Origin of the sequence: Nonomuraea sp. NPDC050790 (assembly GCF_044456745.1) — a bacterium.
GTDB lineage: Bacteria > Actinomycetota > Actinomycetes > Streptosporangiales > Streptosporangiaceae > Nonomuraea.
Genome location: NZ_JBITGF010000004.1, coordinates 270,615 through 290,503, shown reverse-complemented (window position 1 = coordinate 290,503; position 19,889 = coordinate 270,615). Strand labels below are relative to the sequence as shown.

The window sequence follows — 19,889 nt, the reverse complement described above, 5'->3', positions numbered from 1 at the left end:
CCCCCGTCCTTCCCACCCGGCCCTCCTACCGCAGTGCCCGCCTCCTCCCCTCGCCCCACTTCCTTCCCGCCCCGCCCTTCCCCGCCCGAAGCCCTCGCCCTCGCCCCAAAGGCATAACCAGTTGCTCCACCCCGAGCCGCCCCACCACATGGGTGTAGGGCCACTCCCCCACCCGGCCGACTGGCAGCCCAACAAACCGGCCCTGCCCTCCTTGGGCAGGCGCAGAGCCGGTCCTTCAACCCCAGCGCGTAGGCCGGGTCAGGCGTTCAGCCGGCCATCCACCCGCTGAGGCACACCCAGCGGGTTGTCATCCCGCAGCTCAGGCGGCAGCAGCTCACCTGGCCAGTCCTGATAGGCAGTGGGCACCAGCCACCGATCAATGGCAGTCGCCCCCACAGAGGTGTGCGCGGCGTTGGTGGAAGCAGGCCAGGGCCCGCCATGGTGCATCGCCCAGCAGACCGCCACGCCGGTCGGCCAGCCGTTCCAGATCAGCCGCCCAGCCTTGCGCCCGAGCACCTCCGCGACAGCAGCCCCCTCCTCAGGCACGGTGCCATGCACGGTTGCCGTCAACGACCCTTCCAACCGCTCAAGTACGCCCAGCAGCTCCGACACCTCCCGGTAGGTCACCACAACCGAGGCCGGCCCGAAGCACTCCTCAGCGATCCGAGGCAACTTGTCCGCGAACTCCCCGATCCCGGTGACGAACACCTTGGGCGTAACCGCCCAGGCCCCCTCCCCCGCCTTCCCCTCCGCCAGCAAGGGCAGCTCGGACAGCCGCCCAAGCCCGTCCAGATACCCGTCCCTGATCCGCTCGGCCAGCATCGGCCCGCCCGTGGTCTCCCGAACCGCCGCCGCCAGCCGTTCCAGAAGCGCGGGATCCTCCGGCACAAACAGAAGCCCCGGATTGGTACAGAACTGCCCGACCCCCAACGTCAGCGACCCCGCGAACCCACCGGCCACGTCCTCCGCCCGAGCCGAAGGCAGCACCACGACCGGATTGACGCTCCCCAGCTCCCCGAAGAACGGAATGGGCGTCTCCCGCTCGTCGATCAGCGCCTGAATGGCCTTGCCTCCGGCGACCGACCCGGTGAACCCCACCGCCACCACAGCCGGATGCCGTACGAGCTCCGCCCCGGCCTCCATTCCATGCACCAGCCCGAGCAGATCAGGCGAAGGCAGGGCAGACCGCACCACCTCCGCCACCAGCTCGGAGGTATGCGGATGCCCAGGATGCGCCTTGACCACGACCGGACACCCAGCCGCCAGCGCCGAAGCCGTATCCCCTCCCGCCACCGAGAACGCGAAAGGAAAATTGCTGGCCGCAAAAACGGCGACCACACCGGCCCGCGCCCGCTTCATCCTCCGCACATCCGGACGAGGAGGCGTCAACGACGAATCCGCATGGTCGATGATCGCCTCGACATACCCCCCATCCCTGATCACCTGCGCGAAAAGCCGGAACTGCCCGGCAGTCCGCGCGATCTCCCCCCGCAACCGCACCTCACCCAGCGCGGTCTCCCGCTCGGCGACCACCCAGAGATCGTCCGCCCGCGCCATCAACGCATCGGCCACCGCCTCAAGCACCTGAGCCCGCTCTGCAACCGACACATCTCGCCACCCACCCCCCACGTCCCCCGCAGCGGCCCCCTGGGCACCGCCGGCACCGGGACTCCCCGCACTTCCAGCACCCCCGATGCCATGACCGACTCCGCCTCCATGGTCGGCTCCGACGCCATGCCTGGTTCCAGTAGCCGCTGCGACGGCGGCGGTGACGATTGTGTTGACGCGGGCGCTGTCGGTTTCGGGCAGTGCGGCGCCCACGGTCTCGCCGGTCCTAGGGTCATGTCCGTAGATCATCTTTTGGCCTCCCAGTGCAATATCACACTTCACAACGTATCGCTTGACACCCCTACAGGGCGATTCTTACAGTTGCGACACCTGTCCACAAACCTGTCTTTCGTTCACATATATGGACGGCGGTTCTATGATCATCCAGGAGATCCGTGTCACGCCTGTCGCGTTCCGAGACCCGCCGCTGCTGAACGCCGCCGGCGTCCACGAGCCCTGGGCACTGCGCACGATCATCGAGGTGATCACCGAAGACGGCCTGTCCGGCCTCGGCGAGACCTACGGCGACCTCGACCACCTGACGAAGATGCGCGAATGCGCGCCCGCCCTCATCGGCGTGGACGTGCACCACACCAACGAGATCTACACCCGCATCAGCGCCATCGTCGGCGACGTCGTCAGCGACCTGCACGGTCTGACCGGCACCTCCACCAAGGAGAAGAGCATCGATCGCGTCTTCTCCCCCTTCGAGGTGGCATTGCTGGACATCCGGGGCAAGGCGGCCGGAGTCCCGGTCTGCGACCTGCTGGGTGGCCGGGTGCGGGAGGCGGTGCCGTACAGCGCCTATCTCTTCTACAAGTGGGACAGTCACCCGGGCGGCACCCCCGATCGCTTCGGCGCCGCGCTCGACCCCGCCGGGCTGGTGCAGCAGGCCGCACTACTGATCAAGGAGTACGGCTTCCGCTCCATCAAGCTCAAGGGCGGCGTGCTCCCACCCGACGAGGAGATCGCCGCGATCCGGGCGCTGCATGAGGCGTTCCCCGGCGTACCGCTGCGGCTGGACCCCAACACCGCCTGGACCCCGGAGACGTCCATCCGCGTCGCCCACGAGCTGAACGACGTGCTCCAGTATCTCGAGGACCCCTGCCCCGAGATTTCCGGCATGGCAGACGTGGCGAGAAACATCACGACAAAGCTCGCCACCAACATGTGCGTCGTCACGCCCGAACACCTCCCTCCGGCCATCGCCTCCGACGCCATCCAGGTACTCCTGCTCGACCACCACTATTGGGGCGGCCTGAACCGTTCCGCCCAGGTCGCGGCCCTGTGCGGAACCTTCGGTCTCGAACTGTCCATGCACTCCAACTCGCATCTCGGCATCAGTCTGGCCGCGATGACCCACCTCGCCGCCGCCACCCCCAACCTCACCTACGCCTGCGACACCCACACGCCGTGGCAGGACGGCCAGGACGTCGTCGCCCCCGGAGCCCTGCGCTTCGTGGACGGCTCGGTGCCGGTGCCCCACGGCCCCGGCCTGGGAGTGGAACTGGACCGCGAGGCGCTGGCCAGCATGCACGAGCAGTACCTGACCTGCGGGCTCACCTCCCGGGACGACACCGGCTACATGCGACGTTTCGACCCCGAGTTCGTGGTCAAGCGAGGCCACTGGTGACGATGAGAAGGCAGCCGACGAAAGGGACCGCCCGGTGAACATCGCCTACCTCTACCCCTGGGACGTCGTAGGCGACCCCACCGCCCCCGGCCGCATCGCCGACCTGGGCGTCGAGGCAGTCGCCCTGGCCGCCTCCTACCACTCCACCAGAGCCGCCACTCCTTACCACCCGAACCACCGCGTACTGGACGTAGCCCACTCAGCCTTCTACTTGCCCGTTCGCCAGGACGCTTGGGGCCCCGTGGTCCCCGCCTCCCCCACCTGGACGCCTCCCGACGCCTACCTAACGGCCCGCGACGCACTGAAGGCAGTCGGCTTGAAGGTCCTGGCCTGGACCGTGCTCACCCACAACTCCTACTTGGGCAGCAAGCACCCGGGCCTCGCGACCCGCAACGCCTTCGGCGACCTCTACGCCCACGCCCTCTGTCCCGCCCACCCCGAAGTCATCGACTACTGCGAACGCCTAACCCGCGAAATCCTCACCGTCGCCGAACCCGACGGCCTCATCCTCGAATCCTGCGGCCCCATGGGCTTCGGCCACCAGAACATGCACGAGAAGACCGCCGGAGCCGACTGGAATGGCCCCCTCGGCGACCTTCTCTCCCTCTGCTTCTGCACCGCCTGCGCCCCCCGGTACCCCGAAGGCACCCGAGAGCACGTAAAACGCATCATCGACACCCAGGCCCCCAGCTCCACCACGACGGCAGCAGCCCTGGCCGACCGCGCACAAGCCGTCCAAGAAGTACGCCTGAGCCTCTCCACCCACCTACGCCAGCGCCTGATCTCCGTAGCCCGAGAACTCTCCCCAGAAACCCCGATCACCCTCCACGCCAACCCCGACCCGTGGGCGGCAGGCGCCTTCGCAGCCCTCCCGAACGGCGAACCCGACGCGGACGTCCTGGTCGGCAACTGCTGGGGCGACCCCACCGCGGACGCAGACCGCCTCACCACCCTCGCCAACATAGCCAATAGAGCCAACACGGCCGACACGCCCACCAGTGCCGCCAAGCCCTCACCAGCAGCGGCCCGCCCCACCCCTCAGCGGATCGGCGCCTACGTCCTGGCCCTCCCACCCCGCCCGGCCGACGCCACAGTCCTAGCCGACCAGATGGCGACCTACGCGAAGGCCGGAGCCACCGAGCTTCACCTCTACCACGCGGGCCTCGCCTCCCCCGCCCGCCTGTCCGCCCTCCGCGCAGCCATCAACCGCTAACCGACGCCCCCAGGCACCACCCCGCCGCACCACACCACCGCACCGCCCCGTCGCGCCCCACCACCAGGCACCAACCCCGCAACCAGGCACCATCCCGCCACGCCCCACCACCAATGCTGCCCGCTACCAGGTACCTACTCGGCAGGTCAGAACCAGCGCCCCGGCAACCCCTCAGTCGATGACCTGGCTCAACCACCGCTCGTGCGCCCCGCCGAACGGCCCCTGGCCTTCCGTGACGGCCTTGAACACCCACCGAGCCGACTCCTCAGCCGCGGCGATCACCTCAGCCGGATATCCGAACCGCACCTGATGCGCGGCGAATTCGTCCTCATCATCCAAGTAGATAACCCCGGTCCGCTTCTTCACCACGTCCAGATCGAGATCCACCATCGTCACCAGTTCGTCCCGCCATTCGGGCACCGTCGTGACGTCCACGTAGATGGCGGTTCGGTGCGGTTCGGCGTTGAACAGCGCCACCCACCACTGATCCCGCGGGAACAACATCACGAACGGCTCTTCCCACATCACCGGCGGCTCGTGTCCCTTGGCCCCGATGGTCCCGGCTCCGGCACCCACCCACACGCCGTGGGCGTCTTCCCCGAGCCGCCGGGCGGCATGGTGCCAGTGGAGCGAACCATCAAATTTCCGGAATTCCACCCTCATGTCAGGTGACGCTATCGTGTCGCGCCCACGAGCCCGCTCTCGTAGGCGGCGATCACGAGTTGTGCCCGGTCGCGAGCGTCCAGCTTGGTGAGCAGGCGACCGATGTGAGTCTTGACCGTGGCCAGGCTGAGGTGCAGATACTCGGCGATCTCATGGTTGGACAGCCCACGCGCGATCAGCGTGAGCACCTCGCGTTCGCGCTCGGTCAGCCCGTCGAGCCCCCGGAACGCGGGCACGGCAGGCGTACGGGCGAACTCCTCGATCAGCCGACGCGTGACGGTCGGCGCGAGCAACGCCTCCCCCGCCGCCACCACGCGGATCGCCGACAGCAGATCTGCCGGAGGCGTGTCCTTGAGCAAGAACCCGCTGGCCCCGGCCCGCAGAGCCGCATATACATACGCATCAAGGTCGAACATCGTCACGATCAGAACCCTGGTCCCGCCGCCAAGTCGACGGGTGGCCTCGATGCCATCCATTTCCGGCATCCGCACATCCATGAGCACGACGTCGGGCCGCACCACCGCGGCCAGCGTCACCGCCTCGACCCCCGTGGCCGCCTCTCCCACGACCTCCAGGCCGGGCTCGGAGTCCACGAGCAGCCGAAAGCTCCCCCTGAGCAACGCCTGATCGTCGGCCACCAGCACCCGGATCACGGACTCGCCCCGCTCACCAGCCTCGAACTCAGCTGTCTCCACCCCGGCAGCCCGTCTCCCTTCTCCAACGTCACGTGCTGCGCGTCCAACGTCAGGCGCCGGTCCTCCGTCGTCACCCGCCGGTTCTCCACCAGCACGTGCTCGTTCTCCACCATCACGTGCTGGTTCTCCAACGTCATGTGGTGGACGACTCGTCTCCTCTACGTCCCCTTCGGAAATACTGAGCTCCCCGTCAGACGACCCGCCTTCGTTCGCATTCTCGCCATACTCCGCAGTGCCGCGTGACAGCACCCCGTCCGCATCGAACTCCCCGTCAGACAGCCCGCCTTCAGCCTCGTCCTCGCCGTGCTCCGCAGGGCCGCGTGACTGCGACCCGTCCGCCCCGCTCATGACGCCTTCCCGTACGGCAGCGCCGCCCGCACCCGAAAGCCCTTGGCCCCGGGCCCGGCCTCGAAGGCCCCGCCGTACATCATGACCCGCTCCCTCATCCCGACCAGACCGTGCCCAGGGCCCGTCCCCGGCAGCACACGCCTGCCGGGTCCGTCGTCGGTGACCTCGATGCGCACGACCTGTCCGTCGGTGGCCACCGACACGCGGGAGCGGGCGGGTGCGGCGTGTTTGACCACGTTGGTGAGCGCTTCCTGGACGATCCGGTACGCCGACAGACTCACCCCTTCCGGTACTTCACTGACATCACCGACGTCGAGTTCGACCTCGATCCCGGCGAGCCTGGCCCGGTCGACGAGTGCGGGCAGACCGTCCAGTCCGGGCACCGGCCCCAGATCGGGCGCCTCGGGAGAACGCAGCACGCCCAGCAGGTGACGCATCTCGCCCATGGCGTTTCTACTGGCCGTCTCGATCACGCCCAGCGCATCGCGCGCCTCCTCGGGCCGGGTAGAGAAGACGTGGCTGGCCACGCCCGCCTTGACCGCGATCAGCCCCACGCTGTGAGCGACGACGTCGTGCAACTCGCGGGCGATGCGGAGCCGTTCCTCGGCGACGGCCTGCTCGGCCTTGCGCGCCGCGTCACGCGCGGCGAAGGCGCGGCGCTCGCGGACGGCCAGGCCGAAGCTGAACGCGACGCAGAGCGCGGCGAGGGTCGACGCGGTCTCTCCCATGACCCAGGTGATATCGCCTGGCACCCCCGCGACGAGCAGCGTGATCAGGGCCAGGACGCTGAAGATCGCGATGGAGCTGACCGGCAGCCTGCGCGATGAGGCGGAGGCGACTAGATATGCGGCGAAGGCGGGCGCGGCGAACGCCAGTGAGGGGAAGTTCGTGACGATGGCGACCACGGTCGCGGCCATCACCACTGCGAAGACGGCGACCGGCCACAACCGGCGTACCGCCAGCGGCACGGCGAGCGCGAGCGGCAACGTGAGCCGGAACCAGCCGGGAGCGTCGACGTCCGCGGCGTCCGCCAGGAAATACAGCCCGAACGCCCACGCGAACACGCAGTCGAGCGCGATGAGCTGAGCGCGGCTGAGCCGCCTGGCGAACAGGTCCACGCGAAGAAAGGTATCCGGAGGTCGGGCGGGGCGCGTCATCCCACGGTCTGACTGTGCGGGCCTCGAATGACACCGTGGTCTGACGGATCACAGTCCGATGTGCGAACGACCCGCCGTACCGCACCCTTGATCGCGTGATCGAACTCAGACAACTGACCAAACGATACGGGGACACGCTCGCCGTGGACGGGCTGAGCTTCCGCGTGGAGCCCGGGCACGTGACCGGCTTCCTCGGGCCCAATGGTGCCGGAAAATCGACGACCATGCGCGTGGTGCTCGGCCTCGACGCGCCCACCTCCGGCCACGCGCTGGTCAACGGCGGCCGTTACGCCGACCTGCGGCGCCCGCTCCACGAGGTGGGTGCGCTGCTCGACGCCGACGCCGTCCATCCCGGCCGGAGCGCCTACAACCATCTGATGTGCCTGGCGCTGAGCAATGACATAGGTGCGAGCAGAGTCGCGCAGGTCCTGGAGCTGGTGGGCCTGAGCGGCGTGGCGCGCAGGAAGGCGGGCGGATTCTCGCTCGGCATGAAACAGAGGCTCGGCATCGCGGCGGCGATGCTGGGCGATCCGGGGGTGCTGATGTTCGACGAGCCGGTCAACGGCCTCGACCCCGACGGCGTGCGCTGGATCCGGGGCCTCATGCGCGGGCTGGCGGCGGAGGGCAGGACGGTGCTGCTGTCCAGCCATCTCATGAGCGAGATGGCGCTGACCGCCGACCGTATCGTCATCGTCGGCCGCGGCCGGTTGGTGGCCGACGCGTCCGTGGCCGAACTCACCGACGGATACCCCTCTTTGGAGGAGGCGTACATGGCGCTGACCGCCTCCAGCGTCGAGTACGGAGCCGTGCGATGAGAGCGGTCCTGGCCTCGGAGTGGCTGAAGCTGCGCTCGGTCGGCTCCACGGGCTACGCGGTCGGCGCGGCCTCGCTCGTGACCGTGCTCGGAATCGGCTGGACCCTGTATGTCGCGAGCCTGGCCGACGAACACGGCTCGGTCACCGCCGCCGCCCCTGAGGTGGGGTTCCTGCCGTTGGCGCAGATCAGCCTGGCTGTCCTGGGCGTGCTGGCGATCACCTCCGAGCAGGCGAGCGGCATGCTCAGAACCAGCCTGGCCGCCGTGCCGCGGCGCGGGCGCCTCCTGTTCGCGAAGGCCGTGGTGGTCGGCGGCGTGACGCTCGCCGCGGGCACAGCCATCCTCATCTCCACCTACACGATCAGCCGCCTCATCGCCGGCGACCGTGCCCTGGGCTTCAACCAAACCGGCCTGCTCGACGGCCTGCCGACCGTGCTGGCATCCAGTCTGTCGGTCGCGGTGCTGGCGCTGGTCGGCCTCGGGCTGGGCGCCGCCACCCGCTCGACCGCCGCGGGCATCGTCTCGGTGGTTTCGCTGCTGTTCGTGCTCCCCGGTGTCGCCAACTACCTGCCCGCGCCGTGGAACACGCGGATCGCCTCGATCATGCTTCCCAACCTGACGTCACAGATCGCCGGCGAGCGCCTGTCCCGCCGCCTCGGCGACGGAGTCCTGCCGCCGTGGGCGGCACTGCTCGTCCTCATCGCGTACGGCGCCGCCGCGCTGCTGGCCGGATACCTCCTGTTGAGGAGGCGTGATGCGTGAACAACCACTCCCGCGCGAGCGGAGCCGGACATCCCCGCCCGAAACGGCGGACCGGATGCGCCTGGCGGAAAAGTGGCGGACATGAGTGTGCTGACCGCCGAATGGCTCAAGGTCAGGTCGGTCCGCTCCAGCCACCTGACCGTCGGCATCGGACTGTGCTCCGTGCTGCTCGCCGCCGGGCTGGCCTGGATGGCGATCGGGATGTACGACAATGCGTCGCCGTCCATGCGTGCCAGTGCCCGCATCGCGGAGTTGGAGGAGGTGGTGGTGATCGTTCCGCAGCTGTGCCTGGGCATCATGGGCGTGCTGTCGTGGACGTCGGACCGTGTGCTCCAGACCAGCCTGACCATCGTGCCGCGTCGCTGGCCCGTCCTGGTGTCGAAGGCGGCGGTGACGGGCGGGCTCGGGCTCGTGGTGGGTGTGGTCAGCGTCTTCGGGACGTTCTTCCTGTCCCGCGGGATGCTCGCCGGGCGCTATCCGGTGAGCGGTTTCGCCGAGTCCTGGTCGATCCTCGTGCCGACCAGCATCTCCGTGGCGGTCTTCGCCCTGCTCGGGCTGGGGCTGGGCGTGATCATGAGGTCCACGGCCGGGGCGGTGGCGATCCTCGTCGGACTCGTCTACGTCATTCCGATGGTCTGCGGCAACCTGCCGGAGCCGTGGAGCGAGCGGCTGGGCTCGGTGATGATTGGCGCGCTGCCCCGAGAGATCGCCGGGGCTTCCCTCGCCTCGTCGGTCTACGGGGAACTGCTGTCTCCCGTGGCCGCCGCGATCGTCCTAGCTGCCTATGCCGGGGTGCCCCTGCTCGCGGGGGTCTGGTTGTTAAGGCGTCGCGACGCCTGACCGGCGTCACCCAAGCAGCCTGACCAGATCGGAACACGGGCAGAAAGGCACGGAAATGACCCGAGGAGCCGGGCAGGGGTACGGCGTGGCCGTACCCCTGGAGAGGGTGTCAGACCTCCACCACGACCGGGATGATCATCGGACGGCGGCGGTAGGTGTCGCTCACCCAGCGACCGACCGTGCGGCGGACCACGCGGCGGATCTCCTGCATGTCGACGACCCCGTCGGCCGCTTTGGCCTCAAGGGCACGTTCTATCTGCGGGATGAACTGGTCGAACTGCATCGGGTCGATGCCGGAGCCCCTGGCGTGGATCTCCGGGCCGGCGGTCAGCTTGCCGGTCTGCGAGTCGACGACCACGACCACCGAGATGAAGCCCTCGTCGCCGAGGATCCTGCGGTCCTTGAGCGAGGTGTCGGTGATCTCGCCGACCGACGAACCGTCCACGTAGACGTAGCCGGCGTGGACCGCACCGACGATCTTCGCTCGGCCGTCCACCAGGTCCACGACCACGCCGTCCTCGGCGATCACGATGTGATCGTCGGGCACGCCGGTGAGCGAGGCCAACCGGGCGTGGGCCCGCAGGTGACGCCATTCACCGTGAACCGGCATGAAGTTGGAGGGCCTGGTCAGGTTGAGCACGTACAGCAGCTCGCCCGCGGCGGCGTGTCCGGAGACGTGCACCTTGGCGTTGCCCTTGTGCACGACGCGGGCGCCCCAGCGGGTCAGGCCGTTGATGACCTTGTTGACGGCGGTTTCGTTGCCCGGCACCAGCGAACTGGCCAGCAGCACCGTGTCACCCTCCGCGATGCGGATGGGGTGGTCACGGTTGGCCATGCGCGAGAGCGCCGCCATGGGCTCGCCCTGGGAGCCGGTGCAGATGAGGACGACGTCCTCCGGCGGCCATTCCTCGATGTCGCGGGAGTCGACGATCAACTCCGGCGGCACCTGCAGATAGCCCAGGTCGCGGGCGATGCCCATGTTGCGGACCATGGAGCGGCCGACGAGCGCGACCTTGCGGCCGTACTTGGCCGCGGAGTCCATGACCTGCTGCACGCGGTGGACGTGGGAGGCGAAGCTCGCCACGATAACGCGTTTGTCGGAGGTGCGGATGACCTCGTCGACGACCGGGCCGATCTCGCGCTCACTGGTGACGAACCCGGGCACTTCGGCGTTGGTCGAGTCGGACATCAGCAGGTCGACGCCCTCGGAGCCGAGTCTGGCCATGGCGCCGAGGTCGGTCAGCCTGCCGTCGCTGGGCAACTGGTCCATCTTGAAGTCGCCGGTGTGCAGCACCAGCCCGGCGGGCGTGCGGATGGCGACCGCGAGCGCGTCCGGGATCGAGTGGTTGACGGCGAGAAACTCGCAGTCGAACGGCCCGAAGCGGTCGCGCTGACCCTCCACGACCTCGATCTTGGCTGGCTGGATGCGGTGCTCGGTGAGCTTGGCCTCGATGAAGGCGAGCGTCAGCCTGGACCCGACGAGCGGGATGTCGCGCCGCTCGCGCAAGAGATACGGCACGGCGCCGATGTGGTCCTCGTGGCCGTGCGTCAGGATGAGCGCCTCGACGTCGTCGAGCCGGTCCCTGATGTACTCGAAGTCGGGCAGGATCAGATCAACGCCAGGCTGGTCGGGCTCGGGGAACAGTACCCCGCAGTCCACGATCAGCAGCCGGCCGTCGTACTCGAAAACGGCCATGTTGCGGCCGATCTCGCCGAGGCCGCCCAGCGCGACGATGCGCAGGCCCCCGTCGGCCAGCGGCGGCGGGTCCGGGAGTTCCGGATGCGGATGGCTCATGGTCTACCCGCCTGGAGACGTAGTGTTCGCAAAACTTCTTTGTCCTCCCCGTTCCTATATATCTGCCAACTTCACCCCGCCGGCCACCAGGCAGGCCCGCAGCTCGGCGATCTGCTTGTCGTCCGCTTCCACGAGCGGCAGCCGTACCGGGCCCACAGGCATCCCGACCAGGCCGAGAGCGGCCTTCGCCATGATCGCCCCACCGGCGCGCAGCATGATGCCGTCGACCACCGGAATCAACTGGCGGTGAATGGCGCGCGCTTGCTCGGCGTGGTTGTTCCGGAACAACTGGATCATCTGGGCCAGCTCCGAGCCGACCACGTGCCCGACGACACTCACGAACCCGGCCGCGCCCACCGACAGCCAGGGCAGGTTGAGCAGGTCGTCCCCCGAGTAGAAGGCCAGCTCGGTGGCGAGCATCACCTGACCGGCGGCGAACATGTCGCCCTTGGCGTCCTTCACCGCGACGATACGGTCATGCTGCGCCAGCCGAATCAGCGTCTCGGTGGCGATCGGAACCCCGCTGCGTCCAGGAATGTCATAGAGCATCACCGGAAGCTGGGTCGAGTCCGCCACATGCGAGAAGTGCCGGTACAGCCCCTCCTGCGGGGGCTTGTTGTAGTACGGCGTGACGACGAGCAGCCCGTGGGCGCCCGCCCGCTCGGCGGCCTTGGCCAGTTCGACGCTGTGGTGGGTGTCGTTGGTGCCCGCACCGGCGACCACGGTCGCCCGATCACCCACGGTTTCCAGCACCGCCTCCAGGATGCGAGTTTTCTCCGCGTCCGAGGTGGTGGGGCTCTCGCCGGTCGTCCCACTGACGACCAGGCCGTCGTTGCGCTGCTCATCGACGAGGTAGGCCGCGAGCCGCCGAACGGCGGCATAGTCGACGGCGCCGTCCTGAGTGAACGGCGTGACCATCGCGGTCAGCATGCGACCGAAAGGGGCGTCGGTGGTTCCATTGGGCGAAGCCATAGTGCGAACGCTACCTGGATTCCCCAAACGCCACCGACAGCGCCACCCCGATAGTGACCTCTGCCGGGGTTTGAGGTCTATCCGTTACGCCAGCGCCCCACCGCTCCCCATCCGGCCGTATCTCTCCCCGCGCCCGTGTGTGAGGGCACTCGCGCGTGATGCTGTCGGCTGTCGTGTTGCTGTCGTGGATCTTGTTGCTGTCGTAGGTCGTGTTGCAACCCATACGTTACGGCAGAGCCAAGTGGGCGCCTCCCGCCGACGTCGGCGCAGCCCGATCGGCCGCACGCTTCTCACGTCGGACGTGGTGACCCGCCGTAACGACGCCCGTGACCCAACCAAGTGGTTTCAACACCAACGTTCACCCACGGTCCAGAGCAGCCAACGCACTTCAAGGGCAGGCGCACCGGCAAACGGGCGGTCATCAGCGAGGAGGTCAAGCCTCCGGCGAGAGCCGTACCTGCCTGTTCGTCAGAAACACCGTTCACCGCTCAGGGCGATCAGCCCGAGCCGAGCTCGGCAGCCGCCGCTGCCCACAACCAGAAGCAGGTTCCGACATGGTCTGCGCTTTGTCCTCGCGGCTCAGCTTTGTCCTGTGGCTCAGCCGAATCGGCTGGCCGTGGGCCAGCGCCATCCACTGGCTGGCGGCCGTGGGTCTCCATGCCTTCCGGAGGCTGAGTTGCGGTTGTGGTTGGCGGGGGGTGTTTGCGGCCAGGGCGGCGAAGGTTACCGGGGGCCCGTATCGTCAGATCTCGGGTTTCGGCACCTCGTCCGGTCGTGTCCTGGAATTGGAAGAGGTCGCCGATATGTGCTCGGGGGTACACACATCGACGACCTCTAACGGAGAATCGGTCACCCTTACACCCGCGTTACAGGGTTTCGCGGACAATTTTCCGCCACTGCAAAGTTGGTACTCCAACACTCGGCGATGACGGATGGTTACCTGCCGAATACGGCAACATGGGGCAACGCCTCACACGAACCCCAGGGATGCACTAGTGGCCACCTCCGATCCGGTCTACCTGCGCGTCGTCGAAGACATTCGGCGGCAGATCAACGACGGCACCCTCCTCCCCGGCGCGCCCATCCCCTCACGGGCGCAACTCACTCGTAAATACCAGGTCGGCGAGACCGCGGCGCGTCACGCGCTGCGCGTTCTGGCCGCAGAAGGTCTCATCATCGGCCGCGTGGGCTCCGGCCATTACGTACGGGAACAGCCGGAGCTGTCCCCGCTGCACCGCTGGCGCTTTCTCGACCACCCTGCCCCGTTCGCCGCCGACCTGCAGTCGCAGGGTCGGCGCGTGACCTGGGACTGGCACAGCGAACCCGCCGAAGCCGGTCCGGACATCGCCCGGCGGTTGCGCGTCGACGAGTCCGTCACGGTTTCGCGTACCCGATATGTCTTCCGTGGCGATGGCAAGCCGTTGCAACTGGCGACGTCATATGAGCCGATCGAGTTCGCGGCGCATTCGGAGGACGAACGGCGCAGCCTCGTGACCCGGATGTCCGCTCACGGCATCAAGATCACGGAGATTGTGGAGAGCGTGCGCACGCGGGTGCCGCGCCCCACGGAGAGTGACGCTCTGGACCTTTCGGCCGGGGTGCACGTCCTCCACGTCGAACGGACCCACTGGGCCGGCGACCGTCCGGTCGAGACGAGCGACATCGTGATTCCCGGTGACCGATTCCAGGTGGTGTACAGCATGCCCATGTAATTCATCGGACGTCCCTTCCGATCAAGCCTGGATTCGACCGGAATCTCTGGTTATCGTCACAGCAATACCTCCGATGTATGGAGTGGCGATGAGACCAAGGATGCTGGCGGGAATGACCATGGCCGCGGTGATGCTGGTGGCGCCTCCGGCGGGGGCAGACATTCGGGCCGAAGGCGCCCCGGCACACGACGACCAACGAACCGACGGCCCGCCAACGGGCGACGCCATGACGCACGCGGGCCTCTCGGGACAGGGGACCGGCTTAGGACAGAGGGCCGGATTAGGGCGGGGAGTCGCTTTAGGGCAGGGGGTTGGCGCGACCGGGCTGGGGGCGCCCGGCGTCCCAGGGATCCACGACGGGGACGGGGATGGAGGTCGGCGCAGAATCCTTGGCCGGAGCGATCGGGCAAGAGACGAGGAGCGGGGACGCGAAGGCTCCCGTGGGTGCGGTGCTTGCGAAGGCTCATGGTCCGGCGGTGGTGCAAGGGCGTTCTCGAGCAGCCCTTCAGGAGAGTTCCGAAGGGGCGGAGCCGTACACGCTGTGGTTTGACGAGCCGGCGCCTGACTCCAACAGCGGTTGGGAGCAGCGGTCGTTGCCGATCGGCAATGGGGCGCTGGGGGCGACGGTGTTCGGTGGGGTGGGGGCCGAGCGGCTGCAGTTCAACGAGAAGACCCTGTGGACTGGGGGGCCGGGGGTCAGCGACTACAACTACGGCAATTGGGACACTCCTCGGCCGGGTGCACTGGAAGGCATTCGTGAGCGCATCTGGAAGGAGGGCGGGGTCAAGCCCGAGGACGTGCTGGCCGCGTTGGGGCACAAGTCCGACTCGCCACGCCATCGCCGGTTCGGCGCGTACCAAAGCTTCGGGGATGTCCGGCTGACATTCACCCAGCCACCCTCCGCCCCGGCTGACCCCTCGGGGCAGTCGGCCTCCGATCCCGGCAGCTCAGCAGCGAAGGGCGCAGATCTGGCGGACTCGGGCCCACGGGGTTCGGGTCCGGCGGGTTCGGGTCCGGCGGGTTCGGGTCCGCTGGGCTCAGATCCGGTGGGCTCAGATCCGGTGGGCTCGGGTCCAGTGGGCTCGGGTCCGGCAGAGGGCTCGGCAGCCTCCGGTCCCACGGGCCAAGGTTCGATCGACTCGCCGTCAGGAGAACCATCCGAATACCGCCGTTACCTAGACATCTCCCAGGCCGTGGCAGGCGTCTCCTACACCTCGGCCGGAGTCCGGTTCACCCGGGAGTACTTCGCCTCGGCCCCAGCGGGTGTGATCGTGGGCCGCCTGTCGGCCAGCGTGCCAGGCCAGCTGTCCTTCAAGGCCGAGATCTCCACCCCTGCCAACCGCACCAGAACCGCCTCGGCCACCGACGGCCGCATCACGGTCAAGGGCGCCCTGGCCAGCAACGGCATGCGGTACGAAACCCAGCTCCACGTGGTCAACCGGGGCGGAAGCCGTACCGATGGAGCGGATGGGTCCGTGACGGTCGCGGGTGCGGATGAGGTGGTGCTGATCCTCGGGGCTGGTACCGACTACGTGGCCAAATATCCGATGTATAAGGGCGATGACCCTCATGCCAAGGTCTCGGCTCAGGTGGATCGGGCGGTCGGGCTGGGGTATGACGCCCTGCTCAGGAAGCATCAGGACGACTACCGGGGGCTGTTCGACCGGATGCGGGTGGAGTTGGGTGGTGCGATGCCCGCCGTACCGACGGATGAGCTTCTTGCCGGGTACGGCGCCGCACCTCAGGCCGATCGGGCGCTTGAGCAGCTCTACTACCAGTTCGGGCGGTACCTGCTGATCTCGTCTTCGCGGCCGGGGTCGCTGCCCGCGAACCTGCAGGGTGTCTGGAATGTCCATGAGGCGCCGCCGTGGCAGGCCGACTACCACGTCAACATCAATCTTCAGATGAACTACTGGCCTGCCGAGATGACCAACCTCGGGGAGACGTTCGAGCCCTTTGCCCGCTATGTCGACGGGCTGCGCGAGCCGGGCCGGGTGACGGCGCGACAGATGTACGGTGCGGAGGGGTTTGTCGCCCACCACGCCTCGAACATCTTCGGCCACACCGGCGCCTGGGACCATCCCGCCTACTTCTTCCCGGAGTCCGGGGCGTGGCTGGCCGGGCAACTGTACGACCACTACCGATTCACCCGTGACCGCTCTTTCCTGAAGAAGACCGCATACCCGGTCATGAAGGACGCGGCGCGCTTCTGGTTCGACTTCTTGCAGACGGACCCGCGCGACGGCAAGCTCGTCGCCATCCCCAGCCGCTCGCCCGAACTCGGCCCGTCGGTGGCTGGGGCGGCAATGTCGCAGGAGATCCTGTGGCAACTGTTCACCGAGGTCAGGGAGGCGGCGCTGCTGACCGGGTACCCGGAGTTCGCGGCGAAGGCCCACAAGGTGCTCAAGAAGCTCGATCCCGGTCTGCGCATCGGAAAGTGGGGCCAACTCCAGGAGTGGAAGGAGGACCGGGACGACCCGAACGAGACGCACCGCCACGTATCGCACCTGTACGCGCTTCACCCCGGGCATCAGATCTCTCCACGAACCACCCCAGAGTTCGCGGAAGCGGCCAAGGTCTCGCTGAACGCGCGTACCGACGCGGGGACGGGCTGGAGCAAAGCCTGGAAAATCAACTTCTGGGCGCGGCTGCTCGACGGCGACCGGGCCCACAAGCTGCTCGGCGACCAGCTCAGAACCAGCACGCTGCCCAACCTGTGGGACACGCATCCGCCGTTCCAGATCGACGGAAATTTCGGGGCGACAGCGGGAATGACGGAGATGCTCCTGCAGTCCCATCTGGATGCCCTTGACCTGCTTCCCGCCCTGCCCGCTGCCTGGGCCGACGGCTCGGTGGACGGTCTGCGGGCGCGCGGCGCGTACACCGTGGGGCTGACGTGGAAGGGCGGCAAGCCTTCCGAAGTACGGCTGCGCGCCGACAAATCCGGGCTTGCGACGCTACGTCATGACATGTTCCGCATGCCGGTACGCGTCTATCAGAACGGCCGCCCGATCTCCGCGATCCGTCACGGCGACAAGCTCTTCATCCCCGCCAAATCCGGCGCAAAGTATCGCATCGTGCCCGCATGAATACTGTCGGTGGAGGTTGATAGAAAGTTCTCGTGCTAGTCAACGACCTGCCCGCTCACGAGCGGCCGCGCGAGCGCCTCATGGCGTCGGGCGGCGCCGCGCTCGCCGACCGTGAGCTGCTCGCCGTGTTGCTCGGGTCCGGCTTCCGCGGGGCCGGTGCCGTCGAGCTCGCCGCGCGGGTCATCGACCACTGCGGTGACCTCGGCGAACTCGCCCGCGCCGAGCCCCACCGGCTGCTCGCCGTCCCGGGCGTGGGTCCCGCGAAGGCCGCGCGCGTGGCCGCCGCCTTTCATCTCGTACGGCGAGCGCAGGCCGGGCCGGAGCGGCCCAGGATCACCGGGAGCTCCGACCTGGCCGAGGTCACCGCGCCGTTGCTCCGCGGGCACACGCGCGAACGACTCGCGGTCGTGGTGTGCGACGGCCAGGGCGGCATCCTGCGGCGTACCGTCCTGACGGAAGGCGGGGCCGACCACACGCCGTTCCCGATCCGCGAGATCATCACCACCGTGCTCACCATGGGTGGGGCCGCGTTCGGGGTCGCCCACAACCACCCGACCGGCACCCTCACCCCCAGCCACGCCGACCTGACCGCGACAACCCGCCTGGCCGAGGCCGCCGACACCGTGGGCCTGCGCCTCCTTGACCACCTGATCGTGACCGAAACCGCCTGGCGCCGCATCCCCACCCCGGAGGTGCCTTCTTGATCGGCAGTACGGCTGCGCGGGCCGGTTGCCGGGTTTGTGGGGGTCCCGAGTTTGCCTGTGCCCTTTGGCAGTCCCGGGGTTTGGCAGGTGCGCCTTGGGAGTTCGGGGGTCGCATGTGCGCCTCGAAGGTCCAGGGGTTGGCACGTTGGGGGTTCGGGCTCTTATGTGCGCCTCGGGAGTTGAGGAGTGTCGGGCCCCGTATGCCGGGATTTCCTGGGCGGCCGGGGTTGGCTGGGCAGGCGGGTCGGGGTGGCTGAGGAGGCCGTGGCGGAGCCAAGGAGATGGTGGGTGGTTGAGCAGGCGGGCGTGGAGAGGTAGTCGAGGGGGCGGACGTGAAGGCCATGGCTTCGAGGAGGCGGGGATAGGTGCGATGGCCTGGTGGGGCGGGGGCGGGGCCCGGTGAGGCGTGGGTTGGGCGGACCCGGGGATAGGTGGGCGAGGGCTCGGTGGGGTTGCGGGTGGGGTGTGGCCGGGGGTTCGGTGGCCAGGGGCTGGGCGGGCCCGATACTGGCTATGTCTGGAGGACTGGCTAGGCCCGGCGATTTGGGTGGGCCAGGGTTCAGGGGCCGAGGAAAGGTTGGCCAGTGGACCGGGCGCTTGGTCGGTTGGGGTTGATCGGGTTGGGGTTGGGTTGGGTTGGGGTGGGGTTGGGTTGGGGTGGGGTTGGGTTGGGGTGGGCCCGGGTGGGGTTGGGTGTGGCTGGCGCTGGGTGCTCGGTTGGTTGGGGGGTGGGTTTGGGCGGGTTGAGGATGAGGTTGGGTGGTGCGTGGGTTGGGTGTGGCTGGCGCTGGGTGCTCGGTTGGTTGGGGGTGGGGTTGGGTGGGTTGAGGATGGGGTTGGGTGGGCCGGGGGTGGGCCCCGGCCCCTGGTGGTTAGTGGGGTTTGCGGCCGATCAGCATGGTGGTGAGTTCGTTCAGGGCTACCGGGCTGTCTACCTGGAAGCCTGCCTCCTTCAGCCAGCCCTCCCCCTGGGCGATCGTGTACTCGGACGAGCCGCTCAGCAACGCCATGTTCAAGCTCATCAGCAACCCGAACGCCGACTCTTCACGCTTGTCGTCGATCATGCTGTCGTAGATGAGCAGCGCGCCTCCGGCAGGCAGGTGGTCGTAGGCGCGCTGGATGATCTGGCGGCGCTGCGACTCGACCCAGTCGTGCAGGACGTGGCCGATCACGTACACCTCGGTCTCCGGCAGCGGGTCGGTGAAGAAGCTGCCGGACTGGAAGCGGACGCGGGTGCCCAGGTCGGTGGAGGCGACCAGTTCGTCGAAGAGGGGGTTGAGCGGGGCAAGGTCGAAGGTGACGCCCTCCAGGTGGGGGTGGGCGGCGGCGATGCGGGTGGTGAGCATGCCGCGGCAGCCGCCCAAGTCGGCGAAGGACTTGACCGTGGACCAGTCGAACTTCTCCGAGATCGGGCGGCCCAGGAGGGTGGCGTAGCCGTCCATGCCTTCGGCGAAGGAGCGGGTGCGCTGGGGGGTGGCGTACAGGGCGGGCATGGGGTCGTCGACCTTGGCGCCGTGGGCCAGGTTGGCGGCGGTCTTGAGGAAGGAGGTGAGGTCGCCCCATGCGGGATAGAGGCGGCGCTGGTTGAGGGCGAGGAAGCCGCCGATGTACTCGGGGGCGCCGGGCGTCAGGTACGCGCGGGCGGCGGCCGTCGGGCCGTAGCCGGAGGCGTCCCTGGTGAGCAGGCGCATGGCGACCAGCGCATCGAGGAAGTCGCCGGCGACGTTCGGGTGGAGGCCGAGGTCGTCGCGGAGCCGCTCGTACGGGACGGGGCCGTCGGCGACCTTGGTGAAGACGCCGAGTTCGACGGCGGCGTAGAGGGCCTGGGCCTCGTAGAAGCCGGTGGCGGTCTTGATCAGGGAAGCTGCGGTCAGCGTCATGGGC

General features: G+C 68.4%; 15 protein-coding genes and 1 pseudogene. 8 read left to right on the top strand and 8 right to left on the bottom strand.

The window, feature by feature from the left end; all coding sequences use genetic code 11:
- Positions 1-258: 258 nt before the first annotated feature.
- Entirely contained in the window at positions 259-1,695 is a 1,437-nt protein-coding gene (locus ACIBEJ_RS21765) for an aldehyde dehydrogenase (NADP(+)) (protein ID WP_397185275.1), read from the bottom strand.
- 274 nt (positions 1,696-1,969) lie between these two features.
- Here ACIBEJ_RS21765 and ACIBEJ_RS21760 point away from each other — a divergent pair, with 274 nt between their 5' ends.
- Both ACIBEJ_RS21760 and ACIBEJ_RS21755 read left to right on the top strand, forming a co-directional pair.
- A complete protein-coding gene (locus ACIBEJ_RS21760; RefSeq protein ID WP_397184587.1) occupies positions 1,970-3,241 on the top strand; it encodes a glucarate dehydratase family protein in 1,272 nt (423 codons plus the stop codon).
- Positions 3,242-3,275: 34 nt separating this feature from the next.
- Positions 3,276-4,454 carry a hypothetical protein gene (locus tag ACIBEJ_RS21755; RefSeq protein WP_397184586.1) on the top strand — a complete coding sequence of 393 codons (1,179 nt, stop codon included), beginning with the start codon at positions 3,276-3,278 and terminating at the stop codon, positions 4,452-4,454.
- A gap of 171 nt (positions 4,455-4,625) precedes the next feature.
- Here the strand turns inward: ACIBEJ_RS21755 and ACIBEJ_RS21750 are convergent, their stop codons facing one another.
- The 4 genes from ACIBEJ_RS21750 to ACIBEJ_RS21735 all read right to left on the bottom strand — a co-directional run bounded on the left by ACIBEJ_RS21750 (position 4,626) and on the right by ACIBEJ_RS21735 (position 7,278).
- Positions 4,626-5,117: a DUF402 domain-containing protein gene (locus ACIBEJ_RS21750; RefSeq protein ID WP_397184585.1), complete on the bottom strand. Its 492-nt coding sequence runs from the start codon at positions 5,115-5,117 to the stop codon at positions 4,626-4,628.
- A gap of 11 nt (positions 5,118-5,128) precedes the next feature.
- Positions 5,129-5,812 carry a response regulator gene (locus ACIBEJ_RS21745; protein ID WP_397184584.1) on the bottom strand — a complete coding sequence of 228 codons (684 nt, stop codon included), beginning with the start codon at positions 5,810-5,812 and terminating at the stop codon, positions 5,129-5,131.
- Positions 5,767-5,949 carry a hypothetical protein gene (locus ACIBEJ_RS21740; protein WP_397184583.1) on the bottom strand — a complete coding sequence of 61 codons (183 nt, stop codon included), beginning with the start codon at positions 5,947-5,949 and terminating at the stop codon, positions 5,767-5,769. The genes ACIBEJ_RS21745 and ACIBEJ_RS21740 overlap by 46 nt, the downstream gene beginning before the upstream one ends.
- A 207-nt stretch (positions 5,950-6,156) precedes the next feature.
- Complete coding sequence (locus tag ACIBEJ_RS21735) at positions 6,157-7,278, bottom strand: sensor histidine kinase (RefSeq protein ID WP_397184582.1); 1,122 nt, start codon at positions 7,276-7,278, stop codon at positions 6,157-6,159.
- A 134-nt stretch (positions 7,279-7,412) separates the two neighbouring features.
- Between ACIBEJ_RS21735 and ACIBEJ_RS21730 the strand changes: the two are divergent.
- The 3 genes and pseudogenes from ACIBEJ_RS21730 to ACIBEJ_RS21720 form a co-directional block, all read left to right on the top strand.
- Positions 7,413-8,054: pseudogene (locus ACIBEJ_RS21730) on the top strand (ABC transporter ATP-binding protein); the annotation flags it as partial.
- 74 nt (positions 8,055-8,128) lie between these two features.
- Positions 8,129-8,893: an ABC transporter permease gene (locus ACIBEJ_RS21725; RefSeq protein WP_397184581.1), complete on the top strand. Its 765-nt coding sequence runs from the start codon at positions 8,129-8,131 to the stop codon at positions 8,891-8,893.
- A gap of 81 nt (positions 8,894-8,974) precedes the next feature.
- On the top strand, positions 8,975-9,733 hold the full coding sequence (locus ACIBEJ_RS21720) for an ABC transporter permease (RefSeq protein WP_397184580.1): 759 nt from the start codon (positions 8,975-8,977) through the stop codon (positions 9,731-9,733).
- Positions 9,734-9,842: 109 nt separating this feature from the next.
- Here ACIBEJ_RS21720 and ACIBEJ_RS21715 read toward each other — a convergent pair whose 3' ends face one another.
- Positions 9,843-11,528: a ribonuclease J gene (locus tag ACIBEJ_RS21715; RefSeq protein WP_397184579.1), complete on the bottom strand. Its 1,686-nt coding sequence runs from the start codon at positions 11,526-11,528 to the stop codon at positions 9,843-9,845.
- Positions 11,529-11,582: 54 nt separating this feature from the next.
- Positions 11,583-12,500, bottom strand: a complete 918-nt coding sequence (gene dapA / locus ACIBEJ_RS21710; protein ID WP_397184578.1) for a 4-hydroxy-tetrahydrodipicolinate synthase — start codon at positions 12,498-12,500, stop codon at positions 11,583-11,585.
- 995 nt (positions 12,501-13,495) lie between these two features.
- Between dapA and ACIBEJ_RS21705 the strand changes: the two genes are divergently transcribed.
- From ACIBEJ_RS21705 to ACIBEJ_RS21695, 3 genes are all read left to right on the top strand, one after another.
- The gene (locus ACIBEJ_RS21705; protein WP_397184577.1) at positions 13,496-14,212 is read left to right on the top strand and encodes a GntR family transcriptional regulator; all 717 of its coding nucleotides are present in this window, start codon (positions 13,496-13,498) and stop codon (positions 14,210-14,212) included.
- 440 nt (positions 14,213-14,652) lie between these two features.
- The gene (locus ACIBEJ_RS21700; RefSeq protein WP_397184576.1) at positions 14,653-17,301 is read left to right on the top strand and encodes a glycosyl hydrolase family 95 catalytic domain-containing protein; all 2,649 of its coding nucleotides are present in this window, start codon (positions 14,653-14,655) and stop codon (positions 17,299-17,301) included.
- 32 nt (positions 17,302-17,333) lie between these two features.
- Positions 17,334-18,005 carry a RadC family protein gene (locus ACIBEJ_RS21695; RefSeq protein ID WP_397184575.1) on the top strand — a complete coding sequence of 224 codons (672 nt, stop codon included), beginning with the start codon at positions 17,334-17,336 and terminating at the stop codon, positions 18,003-18,005.
- 872 nt (positions 18,006-18,877) lie between these two features.
- On the opposite strand, the gene ACIBEJ_RS21690 is transcribed toward ACIBEJ_RS21695, so the two are convergent.
- Positions 18,878-19,885, bottom strand: coding sequence for a methyltransferase (locus ACIBEJ_RS21690; RefSeq protein WP_397184574.1), 1,008 nt, complete (start codon positions 19,883-19,885; stop codon positions 18,878-18,880).
- Positions 19,886-19,889 lie beyond the last annotated feature (4 nt).

Bases quoted from the DNA above. Each gene is read 5' to 3' on its own strand.
- ACIBEJ_RS21725 (WP_397184581.1), top strand. From the start codon at position 8,129: ATGAGAGCGGTCCTGGCCTCGGAGTGGCTGAAGCTGCGCTCGGTCGGC.
- ACIBEJ_RS21740 (WP_397184583.1), bottom strand. From the start codon at position 5,949: ATGACGTTGGAGAACCAGCACGTGATGGTGGAGAACGAGCACGTGCTG.
- ACIBEJ_RS21760 (WP_397184587.1), top strand. From the start codon at position 1,970: ATGGACGGCGGTTCTATGATCATCCAGGAGATCCGTGTCACGCCTGTC.
- ACIBEJ_RS21720 (WP_397184580.1), top strand. From the start codon at position 8,975: ATGAGTGTGCTGACCGCCGAATGGCTCAAGGTCAGGTCGGTCCGCTCC.
- dapA (WP_397184578.1), bottom strand. From the start codon at position 12,500: ATGGCTTCGCCCAATGGAACCACCGACGCCCCTTTCGGTCGCATGCTG.
- ACIBEJ_RS21690 (WP_397184574.1), bottom strand. From the start codon at position 19,885: ATGACGCTGACCGCAGCTTCCCTGATCAAGACCGCCACCGGCTTCTAC.
- ACIBEJ_RS21715 (WP_397184579.1), bottom strand. From the start codon at position 11,528: ATGAGCCATCCGCATCCGGAACTCCCGGACCCGCCGCCGCTGGCCGAC.
- ACIBEJ_RS21750 (WP_397184585.1), bottom strand. From the start codon at position 5,117: ATGAGGGTGGAATTCCGGAAATTTGATGGTTCGCTCCACTGGCACCAT.